This window comes from Phytopseudomonas seleniipraecipitans (assembly GCF_900102335.1).
GTDB lineage: Bacteria > Pseudomonadota > Gammaproteobacteria > Pseudomonadales > Pseudomonadaceae > Aquipseudomonas > Aquipseudomonas seleniipraecipitans.
In genome coordinates, this window is record NZ_FNBM01000002.1 from 391,620 (window position 1) to 414,283 (window position 22,664).

A 22,664-nucleotide genomic window follows, 5' to 3' on the forward strand; every position below is an offset into this window, starting at 1 on the left:
TGCCCGCCGTCACGATATAGCCCCATGCGCCTGCGCCACCGCCTGAAAAATCTACCCGTTGGCCGTAAATTGCTCGCTGCCCTGTTGGTGTTACTGACGGCGGTGCTGGTGGTGGCCAACCTGACTTTCATCAGTGCCGCCTACTGGATCTCCCAGGAAAGCGTGGCGCCCCAGGCTCTGCAAACCCTCAGCCGGCTGATTGCCAGCCCCGCTCTGAGCCGCGAGGCGCTCAGTTCAGCCCAGGCCGCCGACGACTTGCTCAGGCGTCTCGATGGTTACGCGCCGCTGCGTGCGGCAGTGATCTACGACGCCAACGGCGATAGCCTGGCGCAACTGCAGCGCGGCGAAAAACTACAGCTGCCTTCCCGGGTCGTCGAACTGGATGACTGGCGCCTTGGCGAGTTTCGCGCCAATCAACTGGTCGAACTGCCCCAGCTCGACGCACCTCCAGGCTACCTGCTGCTGGTCGCCTCCAGCGAGCTGCCTGGCGCCTTCTACACCGGCACGCTGACCGCCAGCCTGGTGATTCTCGGCTTCAGCCTGGTGCTGTGGCTGCTCGTGGCGCGGCAGATCCGCCGGCTGGTCACCAGCCCGATCAAGCGCCTGGAGGAACTGACCCGCCAGGTGACCCGCGAAGAGAACTATTCACTGCGTGCCCGGCGCGGTAACCAGGACGAAATCGGCAGCCTCGCCGAGGCATTCAACACCATGCTGACGCGCATCGAAGCCCGCGAGCAGCAGCTCAAGCGTGCCCGTGATGATTCCGAAGAGGCCTACAATCAGGCTCAGGGACTGGCCGAGGAAACCCGCCTGTCGAACCGCAAGCTAGAACTCGAAGTGCAGGTGCGCAGCAAGATCGAGAAGAAACTCACCGGTTTCCAGAACTACCTCAATAGCATCATCGACTCCATGCCTTCAGCGCTGATTGCCCTCGATGAACAGCTCTACGTGGCGCAGTGGAATCAGGAAGCCAGCGCGCTCTCCGGCACCTCGCTGGACGAAGCGGTCAACCAGCCGGTGTTCCTCGCCTTCCCGCTGCTCAAGCCCTACCTGTCCAAGCTCAAGCGTACCGCCGAGCAGCATCGGGTCGAGAAGATCGAACGGGTGACCTGGATTCGCGATGACGAGCCACACCACTATGCCCTGACCTTCTACCCGCTGATCGGCAGCATCGGCCGTGGCGTGGTGATCCGCATCGACGACATCACCCAGCGCCTGAACCTCGAAGAGGTCATGGTGCAGTCGGAGAAAATGCTCTCGGTGGGCGGGTTGGCGGCCGGCATGGCCCACGAGATCAATAACCCGTTGGGCGCTATCCTGCATAATGTGCAGAACATCCGCCGGCGGTTGTCCCCGGAGCTGCCGCGCAATCAGGAGCAGGCCGAACTGGCCGGCGTGAGTCTGCAGGCCATCGACGGCTACCTAACCGCCCGGGAGGTTCCTACCCTGCTCGACGGCATTCAGCAGGCCGGCACGCGCGCCGCGAAGATCGTTACCCACATGCTCAGCTTCAGCCGCCTGAGCAACCGCCAGCTGGCGCCTTGCCAATTGCCGGCATTGATCGACCAGGCGGTGGAGATCGCCAGCAATGATTTCGACCTGACCGAGAGCTTCGACTTCAAGAGCCTGCTGATCGAACGCGAGTTTGACCTGGAACTGGGGCCAATCCCCGGCATCGCCAACGAACTGGAACAGGTGCTGCTCAACCTGTTGAAGAACGCCGCTCAGGCCCTTCACTTGCGCGATGACGACAGCGCGCCGGGCAAGATAATTCTGCGCACACGCCTGGCGCCGCCGTGGGCCGAAGTGCAGGTAGAAGATAACGGAGTGGGCATTCCAGAAGCCGTACGCAAGCGCATCTTCGAACCCTTCTTTACCACCAAGGAAGTCGGCCAGGGCACCGGCCTGGGCCTGTCCGTGTCGTACTTCATCGTCACCAACAATCACAAGGGGCAGATGGAAGTGCAGTCACGCACCGGCCAGGGCACCTGCTTCACCCTGCGCCTGCCCCTCGGTGTCAGCAACTGAACCCGCGCCTCGGAGATCCCATGGGCTATCGACTGTCGAAAATTTACACGCGCACTGGTGACACCGGAGAAACCGGCCTGGCTGACGGCCGCCGCGTCGCCAAGGATCACCCGCGTATCGAAGCCATCGGCGAAGTGGATACGCTGAACAGCCAGCTCGGCCTGCTGTTGGCGGACCTCAGCGAGGAACGGAGCAGCTGCCCGGGGCTCGACGAGCTGATCGAGGTGTTGTCGCCTTGCCAGCACCGTCTGTTCGACCTCGGTGGCGAACTGGCGATGCCAGACTACCAGGCCCTGCAGGCGGCAGAAATCGAGCGACTGGAAGCAGCCATCGACCGCTGGAACGAGGAGGTCGGCCCGCTCACCAACTTCATCCTGCCTGGCGGCTCCCGGCTGATCGCCCAGGCCCACTTGTGTCGCAGCAGCGCGCGTACGGCCGAACGCCGTTGTGGGCAGCTGCATGCCATCGAGCCGCTGCGCAGTGAGTTACTGGCGTATATCAACCGCATGTCCGACCTGCTGTTCGTGGCAGCGCGGCTGATCGCCACGCGCCAAGGCATCGCCGAAGTGCTCTGGCAGGCAGCCGCTAAAGGTTGAGGCTGCTCTCGAACCGGCGAAGCTCACCGCTCAAGGGGTCGGCGAACGACAGCCCGCGGGCCAGCAGCTTCAGTGGCCGGCTGTAATCGTCCGGCGCACCCTCGGCGCAGCTGACCTCGGGGTAGAACGGATCGTTGAGGATCGCCGCACCCAGCGCTGCCATGTGCACGCGCAGCTGGTGCTTTTTGCCGGTGACCGGCTCGAGACCGTAGAGCCAGCAGTCCGCACGCCGCTCGATGACCTCGATACGTGTTCGGGTGTTGGCCACGCCCGGCGCCTCGCGCATGCGAAAGAACGGCTCGCCCGCCTCGAACCGGGTCTCGCGCAGTAAGGGAAATTCAAGGTGCGGCAGCGGAGCCGCCAGCGCCTCGTAACGCTTGTCGATGTTGCGCTCGCGAAACAGCGCCTGGTAACGCCCGCGGCTCTGCGGGTTGGTGGAGAACAGCACCAGCCCGGCGGTGTGCCGGTCGATGCGGTGCAGCGGCACAAGGTCCGGATTGCCGGTACGTTTGACCAGGCGCGCCAGCAATGTCTGCTCGACATAGGCACCCGCTGGCATCACCGACAGGAAGTGCGGCTTGTCGGCTACCAACAGATGCTCGTCGGCATGCACGATGGCCTCGTCGAACGGGATATGCGGCTCGGCTGGCACCTCGCGAAAGTAATGCACACGCAGGCCGACCTGATACGGATGGTCGACACCAATCGGCGCTCGTTGCGCATCCAGCACCCGCCCCCTTGCTATTCGTTCCAGCCAGACCTCTCGCGAAATCGCCGGGAAATGCGCGCACAAGCAGTCGAGCACCGTCGCCCACGGGCCAGCGGGCAAATGCAGGGTACTGGGCTTCAGGGTGGCAATCGAATCGGTTGCGGACATACGGCGCTCCAGCGCGTTTATCAGGGAGCAATCAGGTACAGGCAGATCGACAGCGTTAGCAACGATCCGAGTGTCGACAGCAGGATGGTGCTCGACACCTGGGCGCCCTCACGCCGGTAGAACTCGGCCAGCATGAACGGACCGGTGCCGGTCGGCAACGCGCTGAGCAGCAGCGCGGCATGCGCCCACATCGGCGGCAGGCGAAAGACGTAAACGGCCAGCACCCACGTAATCAGCGGATGAGCGATCAGTTTGATCAGTACCAGGCCGGTGCCGCGCTGCTCCGGCCCTGCCTGCTTCTGGGCGAGAAACAGGCCCAAGGCGATCAGCGCACATGGGCCGGTTGCGCCCGCGAGCAGCTTGAGAAACTGATGCAGCGGCGCGGGCAACGGCTGCGCTGTTGCGGCCCACAAGGCGCCGAGTAGCGGCGCCATGACAATGGGGTTCTTCAGCAGCGCGACGAAGACCTTGCGCACGGCGAGCCATACGCTCTTCTCGTTCTGCAAGCCAACCTCGATGCAAACCACTGCCAGCGCGAACAGCACGCAGATAACGATCAGGCAGGCGATCAACGCCGGCTCCATGCCAGCGTCACCGAACACCAGCAGGCACAGCGGGATACCCATATAGCCGGTATTGGCGTAGGAGGCGCTGAGCCCTTGTACGCTGGCGTCGGCCAGGCTGCCGGTGCTGCGTAGCCCCCAGAGCAGTACCACGGCAAAAATTCCCAGCGTGCCGACGCCATACGCGAGGATGAATCCCGGCTGCCAGATCTGTTCCCAGACCACGGTCGCCATGGCCTCGAAAAGCAGCGCCGGCAGGCACAGCCAGACCACCATGCGGTTGATCTCGGACGCCGCATTGGCGCCCAGCAGGCCCAGCCGACGGCAGGCGAAGCCAGCGAGTATCAGCGCGAAAACCGGCAGGATGACGTTGAAAACCGAGGCCATGGGCCAGAAAACTCTTACCTGAAAGACGACGCAGGGTAGGTGCTGCCGCCGCTCGGAACAAGCGGCGGCGTTTTACTGAAGCGGATCGGGCCAGAACGCGCGAATGCCGGCCACGCCCTGAGCGCCGGCTTGCCTGGCCTGCTCCCCGTGCTGCGGGCCGACCCCACCCAGCAGGTAGCAGGGCTGGTTGAAACCCTGCAACAGCGTGCTGGCCTGCTCCCAGCCCAGCGGTGAGGCGTCGGGGTGGGTCTGGGTCGCCTGCAGCGGCGACAAGGTCACGAAATCGGCACCGATCTGGGTGGCCAGTTGCAGTTCCTCGGCGCTGTGGCACGATGCGGCAAGCCAGCGATCGACGGCCAGCGGACGGCCCTTGGCGGCGTATTTGCGCAGCTGCTCAGCCGTCAGGTGCCAGCCAGCCGCGGGGAAGTCGCCGAGCCACTCCAGCGGCCCCTTGAGCATCAGCTGTGCCTTGCCGGCGCACAACCCCTGGATATCCACCGCAAGGTCCCGGTACTGGGCATCGAACATCGCCGGTGCACGCAGCTGGATAAGACGCACACCCTGGCTGATGGCCGTGCGGATACCGGCCAGCAACTGCGGACCATCGAGGTCGTCCGGGGTAATCAGGTAGTGTTCGGGCAAGCGCGCGGCCGCGACGATCGGCCGGTTGGCGGCCGGAAACTCATAATCGCCCAGCTGCCGCGCAGTCACCCAGGCCAGCGGCTGGCCCTCGGCGCCGTGGGGCTCGCCGGTAAAACGGCTGACCTCCCAGACGTCCAGCAACACGTACTTGTCGGCATAATCGTGGCGCACCTGGATCAGCGGGCGGGCGCTGTCGAGGCGAATCGTCAGCTCTTCCTGCAGCTCCCGCGAGAGCGCCGCCAGAACGGCCTCACCCTCCTCGACCTTGCCGCCGGGAAATTCCCAGAGCCCACCCTGATGCTTGTCATCGGGCCGCTTGGCGATGAGGATGCGACCGTCCTCACCACGAATCACCGCTGCCGCTACATGCACGCGTTTCACGCTCACTCCTTCAAGGCTGCCTGCAGCCAACGCTGGAACGCCGGCCACTGAAAAATGGTGTCTACATAGGCCGCGGCCTCTTCCGGCAACTGCACGCCATAGCTACGTAGGCGGCTGGCCACCGGCGCAAAATAGGCATCAGCGGCGCAGACCTGACCGAACAGATAAGGCCCGCTCTGACCAAACCGCTGCCGGCAGTCCGCCCACAGGGCGATGATCCGCCGGATGTCGTTCTGTACGTCATCAACCACGCTGACCAGCGGTGCGTTGCGCTGCATGTCCATCGGCATATGGCTGCGCAGCGCACCGAAGCCGCTGTGCATTTCTGCGCAGGCCGAACGCGCCATGGCGCGAGCCGCAACATCGCGCGGCCACAGGCCGGCTTCGGGAAAACGCTCTGCCAGATACTCAGCGATGGCCAGCGAATCCCAGATCACTCCGGCATCGTCGGTCTTCAGCACCGGCACTTTGGCCGTCGGCGAATGTGCCAGCAGACGTGCGTGGGTGTCGGCACGGAACAGCGGCACCAGCGTTTCCTGGTAGTCCGCACCGCTGAGCTCGGCGAGCAGCCAGCCGCGCAAGGACCAGGACGAGTAGTTCTTGTTGCCTATCAGCAATTCCAGCGGCATGTGCGTCTCCAGCGGTGGGAAGGGACAGAACGACAGCTTCACCGTCGGCGACCGCAAAGGCAAATTCCGCTCGCTCATGGGGCCATGCGCGAGCGGAATACCAGCGGTGCCGCGATCTGGAGGGCAATCTCGCTGGCGGCGAGCAATCCGATCAGGTGCGGTATTCGGCGTTGATCTTCACGTACTCGTGGGACAGGTCGGTGGTCCAGATGGTCTCACTGCAGGTGCCGCGGCCCAGCTCGATACGGATGGTGATTTCTTCTTCGGCCATCACCGCCGAGCCCTGCTCTTCGGTGTAGCTGGCAGCGCGGCAACCTTTGCTGGCGATGCATACATCGCCCAGGAACACGTCAATCTTGCTAACGTCCAACTGCGCCACACCGGCACGGCCTACAGCGGCAAGAATGCGGCCCCAGTTGGGGTCGGAAGCAAATAGTGCAGTCTTGATCAGCGGCGAATGCGCCACGGCGTAACCGACATCCAGGCATTCCTGATGAGTCGCCCCACCGTTTACCTGCACGGTGACGAACTTGGTGGCGCCCTCGCCATCCCGCACGATGGCCTGAGCGACCTCCATGCACACGTCGAAGACTGCCTGTTTCAGCGCCGCGAACAGCGCGCCACTGGCCTGGGTGATCTCCGGCAGCTCCGCCTGGCCGGTGGCGATCAGCATGCAGCAGTCATTGGTCGAAGTGTCACCATCGATGGTGATGCGGTTGAACGACTTGTTCGCCGCGTCGCGCAGCAGATCCTGCAACACGCCCTGAGCGACCTTGGCGTCGGTGGCGATGTAACCAAGCATCGTGGCCATGTTCGGCTTGATCATGCCCGCACCCTTGCTGATGCCGGTCACGGTGACGGTCACGCCTTCGTGAGTGAACTGGCGGCTGGCGCCTTTGGGCAGGGTGTCGGTGGTCATGATGCCGGTGGCGGCATCAGCCCAGTTATTCACGGACAGATTGTCCAGAGCGGCTTGCAGCGCGCCTTCGATCTTTTCCACCGGCAGCGGCTCACCGATCACGCCAGTGGAGAACGGCAGTACTTCGCTTTCGTCTACGTCCGCCAGCTTGGCCAGGCTGGCGCAGGTGCGCATCGCGTTCTGCAGGCCCGGCTCGCCGGTGCCGGCATTGGCGTTACCGGTGTTGGTCAGCAGGTAGCGCACGCTACCGGAAGCACGCTTTTTAGCCAGGATCACCGGCGCCGCGCAGAACGCATTGAGAGTGAACACGCCCGCCACGCTGCTGCCTTCGGCGCAACGCATCACCACCACATCCTTGCGCCCCGGGCGCTTTATGCCGGCGGAGGCGATGCCCAGCTCGAAACCTGGAACCGGGTGCAGGGTAGACAGCGGGCCAAGACCAACAGCCATGGGAAAGCTCCTCGAATTAGGTGGAATTGCACAGCGTGTTCGATGCGAAAACGCCGCGAAGGGATAGACCCTCGCGGCGTTAGGATTTTACAGCCAGTTCAGTTAAGAACCTGATCACGACCTTGCGAGCTAGAGCCCTGCGAGCCTGCTTTCAACGCCGCAGGGCCGACGCGCTCTTAGTCGTGTTCAGGCTCTCAGTTGACCTGACCGTGGCAGTGTTTGTACTTCTTGCCGGATCCGCACGGGCATAGCTCATTGCGGCCGATCTTCTGCTCGGCACGCACCGGGGCGGCGGCTACAGCAACATCGCCGTCCTGCCCTTCGGCTTCAGGCTCTTCGAGCGCGGAAACCTCTTCGTGCTGGAACTGCATGCGCTGGGCCAGTGCTTCGGCGTCGCGGCGCAGGCGGGCCTCTTCTTCGGCCGGATCTTCGCGGCGAACCTGAACGTGCGAGAGCACACGGATGGCGTCGCGCTTGATCGAATCCAGCAGCTCCTGGAACAGAGTGAAAGACTCGCGCTTGTATTCCTGCTTCGGGTTCTTCTGGGCGTAGCCACGCAGATGGATACCGTGACGCAGGTGGTCCATGGTCGACAGGTGATCTTTCCACAGGTCGTCGAGTACGCGCAGCAGAATCTGCTTCTCGAAAGTACGCAGGGCTTCGGCGCTGGCCTGGTTTTCTTTCTCGTTGTACGCCTCGATCAGCTCCTTGAGAATGCGCTCACGGAGCGTGTCCTCGTACAGCTTATCGTCTTCATCGAGCCACTGCTGGATCGGCAGACGCAGGTTGAAACCGGCGTAGAGCGCCTCTTCCAGGCCCGCGATGTCCCACTGCTCGGGCAGAGATTGCGGCGGCATGTGCGCGTTGATGGTGTTGTCCAGCACTTCCTTGCGGAAGTCCTCGATGGTCTCGCCCACGTTATCGGCGGTCAGCAAGGTGTTGCGCATGTGATAGATCACCTTGCGCTGCTCGTTGGCCACGTCATCGAATTCGAGCAACTGCTTGCGCATGTCGAAGTTACGACCCTCGACCTTGCGCTGGGCCTTCTCGATGGCGTTGCTCACCATGCGATGCTCGATAGCCTCGCCAGGCTGCATGCCCAGAGCCTTCATGAAGTTCTTCACGCGATCGGAGGCGAAGATGCGCATCAGGCTGTCTTCCAGCGACAGGTAGAAGCGGCTGGAGCCGGCATCACCCTGGCGACCGGCACGGCCGCGCAGCTGGTTGTCGATACGGCGCGATTCGTGGCGCTCGGACGCGATCACATGCAGACCGCCAGACTCGAGCACCTGCTGATGACGCTTCTGCCAGTCAGCCTTGATCTGTGCCACTTGCTCATCGGTCGGGTTTTCCAGCGCCGCAACTTCCACTTCCCAGTTGCCGCCCAACAGAATGTCGGTACCGCGACCGGCCATGTTGGTAGCGATGGTCAGCGCGCCTGGGCGACCGGCCTGAGCGATGATCTCGGCTTCTTTTTCGTGGAACTTGGCGTTGAGCACTTTGTGCTCGATACCTTCCTGCTCGAGCAGGCGCGACACGTACTCGGATGTCTCGATAGTCGCCGTACCGACCAGGATAGGCCGGCCCTGGGCCTGGCATTCCTTGATGTCGTTGACGATCGCCGCGTACTTCTCTTCCTGGGTCAGATAGACCAGGTCGTTGAAGTCCTTACGGGAAATCGGCTTGTTGGTCGGGATCACCATTACATCCAGACCATAGATCTGCTGGAATTCGAAGGCCTCGGTGTCCGCAGTACCGGTCATGCCGGACAGCTTGTTGTACAGCCGGAAGTAGTTCTGGAAGGTGGTCGACGCAAGCGTCTGGCTCTCGGCCTGGATATTCACGCCTTCTTTCGCTTCGATGGCCTGGTGCAAGCCCTCGGAGAGACGACGGCCCTGCATGGTACGGCCGGTGTGCTCGTCGATCAGGATCACCTGGCCGTTCTGCACGATGTACTCAACGTTGCGCTGGAACAGGGTGTGCGCACGCAGACCCGCGTACACATGAGTCAGCAGGCCAAGGTTATGAGCGGAATACAGGCTTTCGCCTTCAGCCAGCAGACCACGTTGGGTCAGCATGTCCTCGATGAACTGATGACCTTCCTCGTTGAGCTCGACCTGGCGGCTTTTCTCATCGACCTTGTAATGGCCTTCCTGCGTCACCACGCCCTCTTCTTCCTCGATGTGCAACTTGAGGAGAGGGATGAGCTTGTTGATTTCGGTGTACATCTTCGAACTGTCTTCGGCCTGGCCGGAGATGATCAGCGGTGTACGGGCTTCGTCGATGAGGATCGAATCCACTTCGTCAATCACGGCGAAATTCAGCTCGCGTTGGAATTTCTCTTCCACGCTGAACGCCATGTTGTCGCGCAGGTAATCGAAGCCGAATTCGTTGTTGGTGCCATAGGTGATATCGGCTGCATAGGCGGCACGCTTCTCATCCGGCGGCATGAACGGCGTGACGATGCCGACCGACAGGCCGAGGAACTCATACAGCGGGCGCATCCAGTTGGCGTCGCGGCGGGCCAGGTAATCGTTGACCGTAACCACGTGCACGCCTTTGCCTTCCAGCGCGTTGAGGTAGACGGCCAGAGTGCCGACCAGGGTCTTGCCCTCACCGGTACGCATCTCGGCGATCTTGCCTTCGTGCAGGGTCATGCCACCGATCAACTGAACGTCGAAGTGACGCATACCCATTACACGCTTGCCGGCCTCGCGGGCCACGGCGAACGCTTCAGGCAGCAGTTGATCCAGGGTTTCGCCTTTGGCCAGGCGGGCCTTGAATTCTTCGGTCTTGGCGCGCAGTTGCTCGTCGGAGAGAGCGAGCATCTGCTCCTCGAATGCATTGACGGCTTGAACCGCCTTGAGCAGGCGCTTGACCTCACGCTCGTTCTTGCTTCCAAAGAGTTTCTTCAACAAAGGCGCAAACATATCGACAGGATCTTCCACGCTATGGATGGAGGGCGGCCCCGTGAGTCGCCCATGCAGCCCTTATGGCTGCGTGCGAAGGGGGCATTCTACCCGGAAAAGGCATTGAGGAAAGCGGCGTTATTGGCACAAGGCCACGAACCGCTGCGTGACGACGACAACCGCCGTCGCCACCATTACTCGTCGCCGGCTCGCGCAATGTAGCTATGTGGATTGACCACTTGCCCATTACGGCTGACTTCGAAGTGCACGTGGTTACCGGTCGAGCGCCCGGTACTGCCCACTGTGCCGATTGTCTGGCCGCGCTGCACCAGATCACCCACCTGCACGCGGTTGCTGCGGTTGTGGGCATATAACGTCAGGTAGCCATCGGCGTGGCTGATTTCCACGGTGTTGCCGTAGCCGTTACGGCGTCCGGCGAAGGTCACCACGCCGGCACCGACCGCAACCACATCACTGCCCGCCTTGGCCGCGAAATCTACACCCTTGTGCACGCTCACTCGACCGGTCAGCGGATCGATACGGCGGCCGAACGGGGATGAGACGTAGCCCTGCAGTACCGGATGCCCGGACAGCATCACCGCCTCATCGATACGCCGATCGGCCAGCAACTGCTCGAGCACTTCGAGCTGTTGTTCGCGGCTGTCCATGCGCAGAGCAAGGTCGTCCAGGGTAGTCATGAACGGCGGGGGCGCATAGGCAGCGCCATCGAGCAGCTCTTCAGGCCCACCCTGCCCGACATTCAGGGAAAAATCGAACTCGCTGGCGTCCAGCTCGGCGAGTTCGGTCAGACGCTCGCCCAGGGCATCCAGGCGCGTCAGCCGCGCCTGCAATTCGGCAACGTGGGCAGCAAAAGCGTCGAGCTGACGCTGGGCATCGACCCGCACCGCGCCCACTTCATCTCGCTGAGCGTCCAACGCCTGAGTGATCTCGATGGTGTCCGGCAGCGCGGAGCCGGCGGGCGCCAACCAGGCACCCACCGCGGCACCGCCACCGACCGCCAATGCAACCAGCAAGGCCAGGCCAAGCGTCAGCCAGCGCAGGTCGAGAGAGAGCGACCGCGCGGCGCCGTGGCGACGGCTGAGAACAATGATGTGCATGACATCCCCATAAAAAAGTGGAACCAGAGTGGTCAGCCGGGTTCTGCTAACATGACGGCCCCAAGAGTTGCAGGCTTCCCGCCATGAGTTTTCGTCCCTTGCCGGCCAAGGCTCCTGCCGCACTGTTGCGTGAGGCCAAGCCGCTGAAAGCCCTGTTCAACCAGGCTCAGCGGATCGACCACCTTCAACAGTTACTGGAAAGCCAGCTGCAACCTGCCGCCCGAGAACATTGCCGTGTGGCGTCCTGGCGGGAGGGTTGCCTGCTTCTAATCGTCACCGACGGCCACTGGGCCACCCGGTTGCGGTATCAACAAAGACGCTTGCAGAGGCAGTTGCAGGCGCTCGAAACGTTCGCGACCTTAACGAAAATCCTCTTCAAGGTGCAACCTTCCACCGCCGAAAGGCGCGAGCCTGCACGCCCCTTCGAGCTCTCCGACAGCGCTGCCGACAGCATTCAGGCAACCGCCGAAGGCGTCAGTGATCCGCGCCTGCGCGACGCCTTGGAGCGTCTGGCCAGCCACCGCCGGCGCAGTGATTCGTAAAGCGCATCAGCGAGTTAGCCGAGCAACTCGAGGTAGCCGGAAAACTGCCACCTAACGCCAACTCCATCGTCTGGGCAACCTTGCACTCCAACCCGCACCCGCCTGCGCGGTGAAAAACGCGGGCAATAAAAAAGACCACCCGGAGGTGGCCTTAAAGATAAAGCAAGGAGAGTGTCTTACATTGCTGCAGCTGGGCGCATGTAAGAAATCGGTGCAGTATCGGCGTCTTCGAATGTGACCACTTCCCAAGCATCCGGCTGTGCAATCAGTGCACGCAACAGACGGTTGTTCAGGCCATGGCCGGATTTGTAGCCGCGGAACTCGCCGATCAGGCTGTTACCGAGCAGATAAAGGTCACCAATGGCATCGAGAATCTTGTGCCTGACGAATTCGTCCTCGTAACGCAGGCCGTCTTCGTTGAGCACACCGAATTCGTCCACCACGATGGCGTTGTCCACACTGCCGCCGCGAGCCAGGTTGTGCGAGCGCAGGAATTCGATATCACGCATGAAACCGAATGTGCGGGCACGGCTGACTTCCTTGACGAACGAGGTGCTGGAGAAATCCACACTCGCGGTCTTGGTACGGTCATGGAACACCGGGTGATCGAAATCAATCTCGAAGCTCACCTTGAAGCCTTCGAACGGAACGAACGTGGCGCGCTTGTCGCCGTCCGTCACGGTCACTTCACGGGTGATGCGGATGAACTTCTTGGGCGCGTCCTGCTCTTGCAGTCCAGCCGATTGAATCAGGAAAACAAAAGGCCCGGCACTGCCGTCCATGATCGGCACTTCACAGGCAGAGAGCTCGACGTAGGCGTTATCGATGCCCAGGCCAGCCATGGCCGAAAGCAGGTGCTCTACCGTATCCACCTTGACATCACCATTGACCAACGTGGTCGACATGGTGGTTTCACCGACGTTCAATGCGTGGCCCTTGACCTCTACAACAGGGTCGAGGTCGGTGCGACGGAACACGATGCCGGTGTCCACCGGGGCCGGCTTCAGGGTCAGGTAAACCTTCTCCCCGGAGTGCAGGCCGATACCCGTGGCGCGGATGATGTTCTTCAGGGTGCGTTGTCTGATCATGGGTCTGGCCGCTATTGCGCTAGGTGCGAATTGTTTTCAACAAAGGCTGGCGATGATAGCAGAACCGACCTTTGCTGAACACCAATCACCCTTATGCTCCTGATAGATTTCATCAATCCGCCTGACGACGCAGGAACGCAGGAATATCCAGATAATCCAGGTCATCCTGAGGATTCATCTTCGCCGCAGTGGCAGCGCTGCCGTGGCTCTGACGCTGCACAGTTGGGCGCTCATAATCTTTGTAATTGACGTTCTGCTCGCTGCGAGCCGGTGCAGCTGCAGGCGTTGTGGACTGCGCAGCAGCCACTTGAACGGTGTTATCAATGACCTTGACCGGCTTCTCCATGCGCGCACCCAGGCCGGTGGCAACAACGGTCACGTGCAGCTCGTCACGCATATCCGGGTCAATCACGGTGCCGACTTTCACGGTCGCGTGCTCGGAGGCAAACTGTTCGATGATGTTACCTACATCGGAGTACTCACCCAGGGACAGGTCCGGACCGGCGGTGATGTTCACCAGAATACCGCGAGCGCCCTGCAGGTTGACGTCTTCGAGCAGCGGGTTGCGGATCGCCGCTTCGGTGGCTTCACGCGCACGGTTAGGACCGCTGGCGCAGCCGGTACCCATCATGGCCATGCCCATTTCGCTCATGACGGTTTTCACGTCGGCGAAGTCGACGTTGATCATGCCCGGACGCTTGATGATGTCGGAGATGCCACGGACAGCGCCGGACAGCACGTCGTCGGCCTTGGAGAAGGCGGACAGCAGGCTGGCATCCTTGCCGAGGATGGTCAGCAGTTTTTCGTTGGGGATGGTGATCAGCGAGTCGACGCTTTCCTGCAGCGCGCGGATGCCTTCATCGGCGATCTGCATACGCTTGCGGCCTTCGAACGGGAACGGACGGGTCACCACCGCAACGGTGAGGATGCCCATTTCCTTGGCCACTTCGGCGATCACTGGCGCAGCACCGGTACCGGTACCGCCGCCCATGCCGGTAGTAATGAACACCATGTCGCAACCCTGCAGCACTTCGGCGATGCGCTCACGGTCTTCCAGCGCGGCCTGACGGCCGACTTCCGGATTGGCGCCAGCGCCAAGGCCCTTGGTCACGCCGGTACCGAGCTGCAGAACGGTGCGTGCGCCGATGTTCTTCAGTGCCTGAGCATCGGTGTTGGCGCAGATGAACTCAACGCCTTCGATGTTGCTCTTGGCCATGTGATTGACAGCGTTACCGCCACCACCACCGACGCCGATGACCTTGATGACCGCGCTCTGCGGAAGGTTGTCTACGAGTTCAAACATGGTCTCTCTCCTGTACTTTCTAGTTTTTAACGCCTACTGCTGATAGCGCTGCACACGCCCGTGCACGCGCCGCCCAACATTAGAAATTGCCCTGGATCCAGCGTTTCAGCCGCTCCAGTACGGGGGTTTTCGTTTCATCGCCGTAGCCACCGTTGCCGGGCATCGGGATGTCGTCGGACTGCTTGCGCAGGCCGTACATCAACAGGCCAACGCCTGTCGAATAGATAGGGTTGCGCACCACGTCACTGAGGCCTTTGACGCTGTGCGGCATGCCGAGACGCACCGGCATATGGAAGATTTCTTCGGCCAGTTCTATGGCACCTTCCATCTTCGCCGTACCACCGGTCATGACAATGCCGGCAGGAATCAGGTCTTCGTAGCCACTGCGACGCAGCTCAGCCTGGATCAGGGTGAACAGCTCGTCGTAACGCGGCTCGACCACTTCGGCCAGGGACTGGCGCGACAGATCGCGCGGCGGACGATCGCCGACGCTCGGCACCTTGATGGTTTCGCCGGCACCGGCCAACTTGGCCAGGGCGCAGGCGTAACGGATCTTGATCTCTTCGGCGTACTGGGTCGGAGTCCGCAGCGCCATGGCGATGTCGTTGGTGACTTGGTCGCCAGCAATCGGGATCACCGCGGTGTGACGGATCGCACCTTCGGTGAAGATGCAGATGTCGGTGGTGCCGCCACCGATGTCGACCAGGCAAACACCCAGTTCCTTCTCATCGTCGGTCAGCACTGCATACGCGGAGGCCAGCTGCTCGAGGATGATGTCATCGACTTCCAGGCCACAACGGCGTACGCATTTCTCGATGTTCTGCGCAGCGTTCACCGCACAAGTAACTACGTGCACCTTGGCTTCCAGGCGCACGCCGGACATGCCCAGGGGCTCGCGAACACCTTCCTGGTTATCGATCACGTAATCCTGCGGCAGGGTATGCAGCACGCGCTGGTCAGCCGGAATGGCCACGGCCTGAGCAGCGTCGAGGACGCGCTCCAGATCGGCATTGCTGACCTCGCGGTCGCGAATAGCGACGATGCCATGGCTGTTCAGGCTGCGGATGTGATTGCCGGCCACGCCGACGAAGGCCGAGTGAATACGGCAGCCCGCCATCAGCTGGGCCTCTTCGACCGCGCGTTGGATAGAGGCCACCGTGGACTCGATATTGACCACCACGCCTTTCTTCAGGCCGCGCGATGGGTGAGTACCGATGCCGACGATTTCCAGCTGACCATCAGCCGTCACTTCGCCCACCAACGCCACCACCTTGGAGGTGCCGATATCGAGGCCGACGATCATCTTGCCGCTCTGCACATTTGCCATGAGTCTTGCCTTCTCTCCTGATTCACTGCACCGCAGCGGGGTCAACCGCTACGGGTGCCGGCGGCTCGTGCCACGCCACGGCGAGGCCGTTGGCGTAGCGCAGATCGATCCGCGCGATATTGTCTTTCTGATCCTTCAGCGCCTTGCTGTAGATGGCGCCGAAACGACGTATTTTTTCCACCAGATGGTCGCGCCCCAGCAGCACTTCGATGCCCTGCCCGGTGGACAGGAACCAGCTGCCGCGCTCACGCAACTCCAGGCGTGCCACGGTGAATCCCATTGGTCGCAGCATCTGGCTCAGCACCTGATACTGCTGCATGACTTGTTGCTGAGCCCGCTTCGGGCCGTACAACTGTGGCAAATTCTCGTAATGCGCCAGCTCTTTGGGTGCGAATGCCTGTCCCTGGTTGTTGAGCAGTGCCTCATCACCCCAGCGGGCAATCGGCAGTTGCTCTTCCAGACGCACCATCACCTGGTCAGGCCATACGCGGCGTACTTCGGCGTGCGCGATCCAGGGCATCTGTTCCAGTTCGTGACGCATACCGACAAGGTCGACACTGAAGAAGCTCGCACTGACAAAAGGTTCAATGCGTTGTTGCACCGATTGCTGGCTGATATAGCTGAGATCACCTTCCACGCTGATCTTGGCGATCGGTCGATCCGCATAAGGCAGCAGGCGCAGCGACAGCTCGTACGCCCCAAAACCCAATACCAGCAACAGCAGTGGCCAGGTCACGCGCTTCAACAGGCTGAAATTGGGCCGTGGCAGACGCAGGCTGATTGGCTCTTTCGCCACCATACGGCTGGCGCCGCGCGGCACAGCCTTGCCGCGCATGGGCGCACGCGTTGTACCTGGCTGATGACGCAAGACGGCGCTCATGATTACCCCCGGGCCTCGACGCTATCGGCCAGAATCGCCAACACCAACTGCTGAAAATCCAGACCCGCAGCCTGCGCGGCCATTGGCACGAGACTGTGGTCGGTCATGCCGGGTACTGTGTTCACTTCAAGCAGCCAGAAACGCCCTTCGCCATCCTGCATCACGTCGGCGCGCGCCCAACCCTGGGTGCCAACGGCTTCACAGGCTTTGGCAGTCAGGGCCTTCAGTTCGGCCTCTTTGTCTGCGTCAAGGCCGCAGGGAACGCGGTATTGGGTGTCATTGGCCAGGTACTTGGCATCGTAATCGTAGAAGCTGTGCGTCGTGCCCAACGCGATCGGCGGCAACACCTCGCCGCGCAGCATGGCGATGGTGAACTCCGGCCCGTGGATCCATTGCTCGACCAGCACCTGGCTGTCATACACGGCGGCATCCTGCCAGGCAGCGATCAGTGCATCGACATCGGCGACCTTGGCCATGCCAATGCTCGAACCTTCATGGGCCGGCTTGACGATCAACGGGAAGCCCAGCTCGGTAGCTGCACGACGGCAATCGTCGGCGCTGGCCAGTACGGCGTGACGCGGCGTGGAAAGCCCAAGGCTCTGCCAGACCTGCTTGGTACGCAGTTTGTCCATTGCCAGTGCCGAGGCCAGGATGCCGCTGCCGGTGTAGGGAATGCCGGCGCACTCGAGCAAGCCCTGCATGCTGCCGTCTTCGCCACCACGGCCATGCAGCACGATAAACGCCCGGTCGATCTTCTCGTTGAGCAGGCGCGCAAGGAAATCGTCGCCCACGTCGATACCGAAGGCATCCACGCCAGCGCCCTGCAGCGCGGACAACACGGCATTGCCGGACTTCAGCGACACCTCGCGCTCGGCGCTCTTGCCGCCGAACAGCACGGCCACTCGGCCGAACGCTGCGACCGGCAGTTGAGATTTCAGGGTTTCGGCACTCATTTCCCTTGACCTTGCACGCTGAACAGCGGGCTTTGCAGCAGTTGTGGGGCCACCCCGCCGATGTCGCCAGCACCCTGACAAAGCAGGATGTCGCCGGCACGCAGCAGCGGTTTGATCAGCGGCGCCAGCTCGGCACCACGTTCGACATAAATAGGATCCAGCTGACCGCGCTGGCGAATGCTGTGGCACAGCTGGCGGCTATCGGCACCGGGAATCGGCTCCTCGCCGGCCGGGTAGACTTCCATCAGCAGCAGCACGTTGGCATCGGCCAGCACCTGAACGAAATCGTCGTACAGATCACGGGTGCGGCTAAAGCGATGCGGCTGATAGACCATCACCAGGCGGCGCTCCGGCCAACCGCCGCGCACGGCCTTGATCACTGCTGCGACTTCGCGCGGGTGATGGCCGTAATCGTCCACCAGCATCACTTCACCGCCCTCGACCGGCAGCTCGCCATACACCTGAAAGCGACGGCCGACACCCTGGAACTGCGACAGCCCCTGAAGGATGGCGTCATCGCTGATGCCTTCGTCGGTAGCGATGCAGATAGTTGCCAACGCATTGAGCACGTTGTGATTGCCCGGCATGTTCACCGACACGTCGAGCGGCTCGCAGTCCGGGCGCAGCACCGTAAAGAAGGTCTGCATGCCCTGTTGACGCACATTGATGGCGCGCACGTCGGCGTCTTCGCTGAAGCCGTAGGTCACAGTCGGGCGGCCGACCTGAGACAGAATTTCACGCACCACCGGATCGTCCACGCAGACCACGGCCAGGCCGTAGAACGGCAGGTTGTGAAGGAACTCGATGAAGGTTTTCTTCAACTTGTTGAAGTCGCCTTCATAGGTGCTCATGTGGTCCATGTCGATGTTGGTGACCACCGAAACCATGGGCTGCAGGTGCAGGAAGCTGGCGTCGCTCTCGTCGGCTTCGGCGATCAGGTAGCGGCTGGTGCCGAGCTGCGCATTGGTACCGGCAGCGTTCAGGCGCCCGCCAATCACGAAGGTCGGATCCAGACCGCCGGCAGCGAAAACCGAGGCCAGCAAGCTGGTGGTGGTGGTCTTGCCGTGGGTGCCGGCCACTGCGATGCCGTGCCGGTAGCGCATCAGCTCGGCAAGCATTTCGGCACGCGGCACCACCGGAATGCGCCGCTCAAGGGCGGTGGCCACTTCCGGGTTGGACGTATTGATGGCACTGGACACCACCAGCACATCGGCACTCTCGGCGTTCTCGGCACGGTGGCCGATGAAGATGTGCGCGCCGAAGTTTTCCAGGCGCTCGGTAACCGAAGAAGTCTTCAGGTCCGAACCCGAGACTTCATAACCGAGGTTCAGCAACACTTCAGCGATGCCGCACATGCCAGCGCCGCCAATACCGACGAAATGGATACGGCGGATACGGCGCATGCGCCGCACTTCTGCCTTGACCGCTGCGGGAGATTTAGCCACGGGCCACCTCCAGGCAGACATTTACAACACTACGGGTGGCATCGGGCTTGGCCAGGCGACGTGCCGTGCTGGCCATTTCTTTGAGTCGTTCGGGGTGCATCAAGACCTCGGTCAGCTGCGCTGCAAGATCGGCAGCGTCAGTGGAGCGTTGGGGCAGAAGGACGGCAGCACCGTCTTTCGCGAGATAGCTGGCATTGTGCGTCTGGTGATCGTCGATCGCGTGGGGCAACGGCACCAGGAAAGCCGGCAGGCCGGCAGCAGCCAGTTCACTGACGGTCAACGCGCCGGAGCGGCAGACCACCAGGTCGGCCCAGGCGTAAGCGCGGGCCATGTCGCTGATGAACGGTGCGACTTGCGCTTCGACGCCCACAGCGGTGTAACGTTCGCCGGTCACCGTGGCGTGTTGCTTGCCGGCCTGGTGAAAGACTTCAGGCCGCAGCTCGGCGGACACCTGCGCCAGCGCCTCTGGCAGCAGTTTGTTCAGCGGTTCGGCGCCCAAGCTACCGCCTAGAATCAGCAGGTGCGGGCGACGACCGGTCAACGTATCGCGAGGCGTTTCCAGGAACAGCTCTTCGCGCACCGGGTTGCCCGTAGTGCGACGCTTGTCCGACGCCGCGAAGGTATCGGGGAAAGCCTCGCAGACCCGGCTGGCGAATGCCACCAGACTGCGATTGGCGGTACCGGCCACTGCATTCTGTTCATGAATGATCAGCGGCACACCAGCCAGTCGTGCAGCCAGGCCGCCCGGGCCGGTGACGTAACCGCCCATGCCGAGCACGCAGACCGGCTGCAGTTCACGCACCACCTTGCGAGCCTGTAACAGCGCCTTGAGCAGCTGCAACGGTGCCTTGAGCAGCGACAGCTTGCTTTTGCCGCGCAGGCCGCTGACGTTGATCAGGTGCAGCGGCAGTCCGGCGGCTGGCACCAGTTCGTTCTCGATGCCGCGCGGCGTGCCCAGCCAGTGCACACGGTAGCCGCGGGCCTGGAACTCGCGCGCGCAAGCCAGGGCCGGGAATACGTGGCCGCCCGTGCCGCCTGCCATGATCAGCACATTACCGGACATGCTGCGCCTCCTTGCCAACTGCGGGCTCAGGGAAATCCGATTCGGCGAATTCGACGTCTTCATTGCCCAGCTGATTGCGCGTTTCCCACTCGATGCGCAGCAGCAGTGCCAAGCTCACACAGCAGATCACCAGCGAGCTGCCGCCGTAGCTGAGGAAAGGCAAGGTCAACCCTTTGGTCGGCAACAGGCCGATGTTCACGCCAATATTGATCAGGAACTGGCCGATCCACAGGAAGGCCAGGCCGAACGCTACGTAAGCGGAGAAGAACTGCTTGGCGCGTTCTGCCCACATGCCGATGTACAGCGCTCGTACGCTGACGAACACGAACAGCGCGACGGTCAGCAGCGCGCCGACCAGGCCGAGTTCTTCGGCCAATACGGAGAACACGAAATCGGTGTGCGCTTCCGGCAGGTAAAACTGCTTTTGAATACTGTTGCCCAGGCCGACGCCCAGCCACTCGCCGCGACCGAAGGCGATCAATGCCTGGGTCAGCTGGTAGCCGGAACCGTACTGGTCGGCCCACGGATCGGTAAAGGTGATCAGACGCTGCAGGCGGTACTCCTGGGTCTGTACCAGCACGAACACCGCGCCCACGGCCAGAGCCACCATCAGCGAGAACCGGAACAGGCCGACCCCGCCGAGGAACAACATGGCCATGGCCGCGCCCATCATCACCACGGTGGCACCGAAGTCCGGCTCCAGCAGCAGCAGGAAGGCCATCGGCAGCAACACCACGAACGGTTTGAAGAACCCAGCCCAGCTCTCACGCACTTCTTCCTGGCGACGCACCAGATAACCCGCGAGGTAAAGCACCACGAACACCTTGGCGATTTCCGAGGGCTGAATGTTGAAGGCGCCGAAGCCGATCCAGCGCCGGGCGCCGTTCACTTCGCGGCCAATACCAGGCACCAGCACCATCACCAGCAGGGCGATGGCGATCAGCAGCAGCAACCAGCTGTGGCGCTGCCAAGTGGCCAGCGGCACCATCAGTACTACGCCCGCTGCGCCGATACCAATCACCAGATACACCAGGTGACGGATCATGTAGTAAAGCGGGCTGCCGGTATTCACAGCGGCGACTTCGGTGGATGCCGAGGAGATCATCACCAGCCCCAGGCCCAGCAGCGCGAGGCAGCCGGCAAGCATGGGGAAGTCCATGTCCAGGCCACGACGGCTGAACAGCGGGGACGGATAAGGGCGCAGGAAGGACAGCATCAGACGAGCGCCTCCACGGCCTGGGCGAACAGGCGCCCGCGTTCTTCGAAGTTCTTGAACATATCGAGGCTTGCACAGGCGGGCGACAGCAGCACCGCATCGCCTGGCTGGGCGATGGAGGCGGCCTGCTCGACGGCAGCTTGCAGACTGTCGACTCGGACGATGTCGACCGCGCCGCCCAGCACTGCGGCCAGCTTGTCGGCATCACGACCAAGCAGCACCACGGTGCGGCATTGAGCGGCTACCGGCTTGCGCAGGCTGGAGAAGTCAGCGCCCTTGCCGTCGCCGCCAGCAATTAGCACCAGCTTGCCGGCAATGTCCTCGCCCAAGCCTTCAATGGCTGCCAGAGCGGCGCCGACATTGGTGGCCTTGGAGTCGTCGTAGTAGCTCACGCCGGCGCGCTCGCCAACCCACTGGCAGCGGTGCGGCAGGCCGGTGAAGCCTTTGAGGGTGTCGAGCATGGCTGCCATCGGCAAGCCTACCGCTTGACCAAGCGCCAAGGCCGCGAGGGCATTGGAGTAATTGTGGGCACCGCGCACCTTCAATTCACGCACCGGCAGCAAGGCTTCGAATTGATACGCCAGGCACTTCTCACCGTTCTCTTCGAGCAGGCCGAAGCGTTTGAAGTCCGGCTTGCCGAGGCCGAAGCTCCAGCACGGGACTTGGTCGGCAATCATCGGCCGCGAAAGCGGATCGTCACGATTCACTACCACCTGACGCGCGCCGCGAAACACACGGTGCTTGGCCAGGTGATAGGCCGGCAGATCGGCGTAACGGTCCATGTGATCTTCGCTGACATTCAGGCAAGTGGCCACTTCAGCGTTGAGCAGTTCAGTGGTCTCAAGCTGGAAGCTGGACAGCTCGATGACATACAGCTCGACGTCATCGGCGAGCAGGTCGAGTGCCGGCGTGCCGAGATTGCCGCCCACGGCGACATTGCGACCGGCAGCAGCCGCCATCTCACCGACCAGAGTCGTTACGGTGCTCTTGGCGTTGGAACCGGTGATGGCAATGATCGGCGCCTTCGCCGCGCGGGCGAACAGGTCGATATCGCCGGACAACTTGGCGCCACGCTGCGCCGCTTCCTGCAAGGCAGGCGTGGCCACGGCCAACCCGGGGCTGATCAGCAGCTCGCTGGCGCGACCGAGGAACTCTGCATCCAGCTCACCGCAACGCACTTCGACCTGCGGGAACTGTTCACGCAACGTGCTCAGCTCCGGCGGATTTGCACGGGTGTCGACCACGGCAAAGCGCACGCCCTGGCGCGCCAGGTAGCGCACCAGGGACATGCCGCTCTTGCCGAGGCCGACAACGATGCGGAATTGGTCGGAAGCGATCAGGCTCATGC

At 62.4% G+C, this 22,664-nt stretch carries 19 protein-coding genes; 3 read left to right on the forward strand and 16 right to left on the reverse strand.

Going from position 1 to position 22,664, the window contains the following annotated elements; translation table 11 throughout:
• Positions 1-24: 24 nt before the first annotated feature.
• Positions 25-2,028, forward strand: coding sequence for a sensor histidine kinase (locus tag BLS60_RS06630; RefSeq protein ID WP_092366125.1), 2,004 nt, complete (start codon positions 25-27; stop codon positions 2,026-2,028).
• A 20-nt stretch (positions 2,029-2,048) separates the two neighbouring features.
• Complete coding sequence (locus BLS60_RS06635; protein WP_092366128.1) at positions 2,049-2,624, forward strand: cob(I)yrinic acid a,c-diamide adenosyltransferase; 576 nt, start codon at positions 2,049-2,051, stop codon at positions 2,622-2,624.
• Here BLS60_RS06635 and BLS60_RS06640 read toward each other — a convergent pair.
• The 7 genes from BLS60_RS06640 to BLS60_RS06670 all read right to left on the reverse strand — a co-directional run bounded on the left by BLS60_RS06640 (position 2,614) and on the right by BLS60_RS06670 (position 11,499).
• Positions 2,614-3,501, reverse strand: coding sequence for an RluA family pseudouridine synthase (locus BLS60_RS06640; RefSeq protein WP_092366131.1), 888 nt, complete (start codon positions 3,499-3,501; stop codon positions 2,614-2,616). The two genes, BLS60_RS06635 and BLS60_RS06640, sit on opposite strands and share 11 nt — an antisense overlap.
• Positions 3,502-3,521: 20 nt before the next feature.
• Positions 3,522-4,451: an AEC family transporter gene (locus tag BLS60_RS06645; RefSeq protein ID WP_092366134.1), complete on the reverse strand. Its 930-nt coding sequence runs from the start codon at positions 4,449-4,451 to the stop codon at positions 3,522-3,524.
• Between the two features lie 72 nt (positions 4,452-4,523).
• Positions 4,524-5,474, reverse strand: a complete 951-nt coding sequence (locus tag BLS60_RS06650) for a Nudix family hydrolase (RefSeq protein ID WP_092366137.1) — start codon at positions 5,472-5,474, stop codon at positions 4,524-4,526.
• 2 nt (positions 5,475-5,476) lie between these two features.
• Positions 5,477-6,103: a glutathione S-transferase family protein gene (locus BLS60_RS06655; protein WP_070882106.1), complete on the reverse strand. Its 627-nt coding sequence runs from the start codon at positions 6,101-6,103 to the stop codon at positions 5,477-5,479.
• 151 nt (positions 6,104-6,254) lie between these two features.
• Complete coding sequence (argJ, locus tag BLS60_RS06660; protein WP_092366140.1) at positions 6,255-7,472, reverse strand: bifunctional glutamate N-acetyltransferase/amino-acid acetyltransferase ArgJ; 1,218 nt, start codon at positions 7,470-7,472, stop codon at positions 6,255-6,257.
• 194 nt (positions 7,473-7,666) lie between these two features.
• Positions 7,667-10,402: a preprotein translocase subunit SecA gene (gene secA / locus BLS60_RS06665; protein ID WP_092366142.1), complete on the reverse strand. Its 2,736-nt coding sequence runs from the start codon at positions 10,400-10,402 to the stop codon at positions 7,667-7,669.
• A gap of 173 nt (positions 10,403-10,575) precedes the next feature.
• Positions 10,576-11,499, reverse strand: a complete 924-nt coding sequence (locus BLS60_RS06670; protein WP_092366145.1) for a M23 family metallopeptidase — start codon at positions 11,497-11,499, stop codon at positions 10,576-10,578.
• Between the two features lie 83 nt (positions 11,500-11,582).
• Between BLS60_RS06670 and BLS60_RS06675 the strand changes: the two genes are divergently transcribed.
• A complete protein-coding gene (locus BLS60_RS06675; RefSeq protein WP_070882102.1) occupies positions 11,583-12,041 on the forward strand; it encodes a DciA family protein in 459 nt (152 codons plus the stop codon).
• 176 nt (positions 12,042-12,217) lie between these two features.
• Here BLS60_RS06675 and lpxC read toward each other — a convergent pair whose 3' ends face one another.
• The 9 genes from lpxC to murD form a co-directional block, all read right to left on the reverse strand.
• Positions 12,218-13,129 carry a UDP-3-O-acyl-N-acetylglucosamine deacetylase gene (gene lpxC, locus BLS60_RS06680; protein WP_070882101.1) on the reverse strand — a complete coding sequence of 304 codons (912 nt, stop codon included), beginning with the start codon at positions 13,127-13,129 and terminating at the stop codon, positions 12,218-12,220.
• 112 nt (positions 13,130-13,241) lie between these two features.
• Positions 13,242-14,432: a cell division protein FtsZ gene (ftsZ, locus tag BLS60_RS06685; protein ID WP_070882100.1), complete on the reverse strand. Its 1,191-nt coding sequence runs from the start codon at positions 14,430-14,432 to the stop codon at positions 13,242-13,244.
• 79 nt (positions 14,433-14,511) lie between these two features.
• Entirely contained in the window at positions 14,512-15,759 is a 1,248-nt protein-coding gene (gene ftsA / locus BLS60_RS06690; protein ID WP_070882099.1) for a cell division protein FtsA, read from the reverse strand.
• Between the two features lie 22 nt (positions 15,760-15,781).
• Positions 15,782-16,642, reverse strand: a complete 861-nt coding sequence (locus BLS60_RS06695) for a cell division protein FtsQ/DivIB (RefSeq protein WP_092366149.1) — start codon at positions 16,640-16,642, stop codon at positions 15,782-15,784.
• The gene (locus tag BLS60_RS06700; RefSeq protein ID WP_092366152.1) at positions 16,642-17,592 is read right to left on the reverse strand and encodes a D-alanine--D-alanine ligase; all 951 of its coding nucleotides are present in this window, start codon (positions 17,590-17,592) and stop codon (positions 16,642-16,644) included. Before BLS60_RS06700 ends, BLS60_RS06695 begins: the two co-directional genes overlap by 1 nt.
• Complete coding sequence (murC, locus tag BLS60_RS06705; protein WP_083328683.1) at positions 17,589-19,037, reverse strand: UDP-N-acetylmuramate--L-alanine ligase; 1,449 nt, start codon at positions 19,035-19,037, stop codon at positions 17,589-17,591. The genes BLS60_RS06700 and murC overlap by 4 nt, the downstream gene beginning before the upstream one ends.
• A complete protein-coding gene (gene murG / locus BLS60_RS06710) occupies positions 19,030-20,100 on the reverse strand; it encodes an undecaprenyldiphospho-muramoylpentapeptide beta-N-acetylglucosaminyltransferase (protein ID WP_092366155.1) in 1,071 nt (356 codons plus the stop codon). The genes murC and murG overlap by 8 nt, the downstream gene beginning before the upstream one ends.
• On the reverse strand, positions 20,090-21,316 hold the full coding sequence (gene ftsW / locus BLS60_RS06715) for a putative lipid II flippase FtsW (protein ID WP_092366158.1): 1,227 nt from the start codon (positions 21,314-21,316) through the stop codon (positions 20,090-20,092). Before ftsW ends, murG begins: the two co-directional genes overlap by 11 nt.
• A complete protein-coding gene (murD, locus tag BLS60_RS06720; RefSeq protein ID WP_092366161.1) occupies positions 21,316-22,662 on the reverse strand; it encodes a UDP-N-acetylmuramoyl-L-alanine--D-glutamate ligase in 1,347 nt (448 codons plus the stop codon). The genes ftsW and murD overlap by 1 nt, the downstream gene beginning before the upstream one ends.
• Between the last annotated feature and the right edge of the window lie 2 nt (positions 22,663-22,664).

Bases quoted from the DNA above. Each gene is read 5' to 3' on its own strand.
- BLS60_RS06630 (WP_092366125.1), top strand. From the start codon at position 25: ATGCGCCTGCGCCACCGCCTGAAAAATCTACCCGTTGGCCGTAAATTG.
- BLS60_RS06635 (WP_092366128.1), top strand. From the start codon at position 2,049: ATGGGCTATCGACTGTCGAAAATTTACACGCGCACTGGTGACACCGGA.
- BLS60_RS06640 (WP_092366131.1), bottom strand. From the start codon at position 3,501: ATGTCCGCAACCGATTCGATTGCCACCCTGAAGCCCAGTACCCTGCAT.
- BLS60_RS06645 (WP_092366134.1), bottom strand. From the start codon at position 4,451: ATGGCCTCGGTTTTCAACGTCATCCTGCCGGTTTTCGCGCTGATACTC.
- BLS60_RS06655 (WP_070882106.1), bottom strand. From the start codon at position 6,103: ATGCCGCTGGAATTGCTGATAGGCAACAAGAACTACTCGTCCTGGTCC.
- argJ (WP_092366140.1), bottom strand. From the start codon at position 7,472: ATGGCTGTTGGTCTTGGCCCGCTGTCTACCCTGCACCCGGTTCCAGGT.
- secA (WP_092366142.1), bottom strand. From the start codon at position 10,402: ATGTTTGCGCCTTTGTTGAAGAAACTCTTTGGAAGCAAGAACGAGCGT.
- BLS60_RS06670 (WP_092366145.1), bottom strand. From the start codon at position 11,499: ATGCACATCATTGTTCTCAGCCGTCGCCACGGCGCCGCGCGGTCGCTC.
- BLS60_RS06675 (WP_070882102.1), top strand. From the start codon at position 11,583: ATGAGTTTTCGTCCCTTGCCGGCCAAGGCTCCTGCCGCACTGTTGCGT.
- lpxC (WP_070882101.1), bottom strand. From the start codon at position 13,129: ATGATCAGACAACGCACCCTGAAGAACATCATCCGCGCCACGGGTATC.
- ftsZ (WP_070882100.1), bottom strand. From the start codon at position 14,432: ATGTTTGAACTCGTAGACAACCTTCCGCAGAGCGCGGTCATCAAGGTC.
- ftsA (WP_070882099.1), bottom strand. From the start codon at position 15,759: ATGGCAAATGTGCAGAGCGGCAAGATGATCGTCGGCCTCGATATCGGC.
- BLS60_RS06700 (WP_092366152.1), bottom strand. From the start codon at position 17,592: ATGAGTGCCGAAACCCTGAAATCTCAACTGCCGGTCGCAGCGTTCGGC.
- murG (WP_092366155.1), bottom strand. From the start codon at position 20,100: ATGTCCGGTAATGTGCTGATCATGGCAGGCGGCACGGGCGGCCACGTA.
- ftsW (WP_092366158.1), bottom strand. From the start codon at position 21,316: ATGCTGTCCTTCCTGCGCCCTTATCCGTCCCCGCTGTTCAGCCGTCGT.
- murD (WP_092366161.1), bottom strand. From the start codon at position 22,662: ATGAGCCTGATCGCTTCCGACCAATTCCGCATCGTTGTCGGCCTCGGC.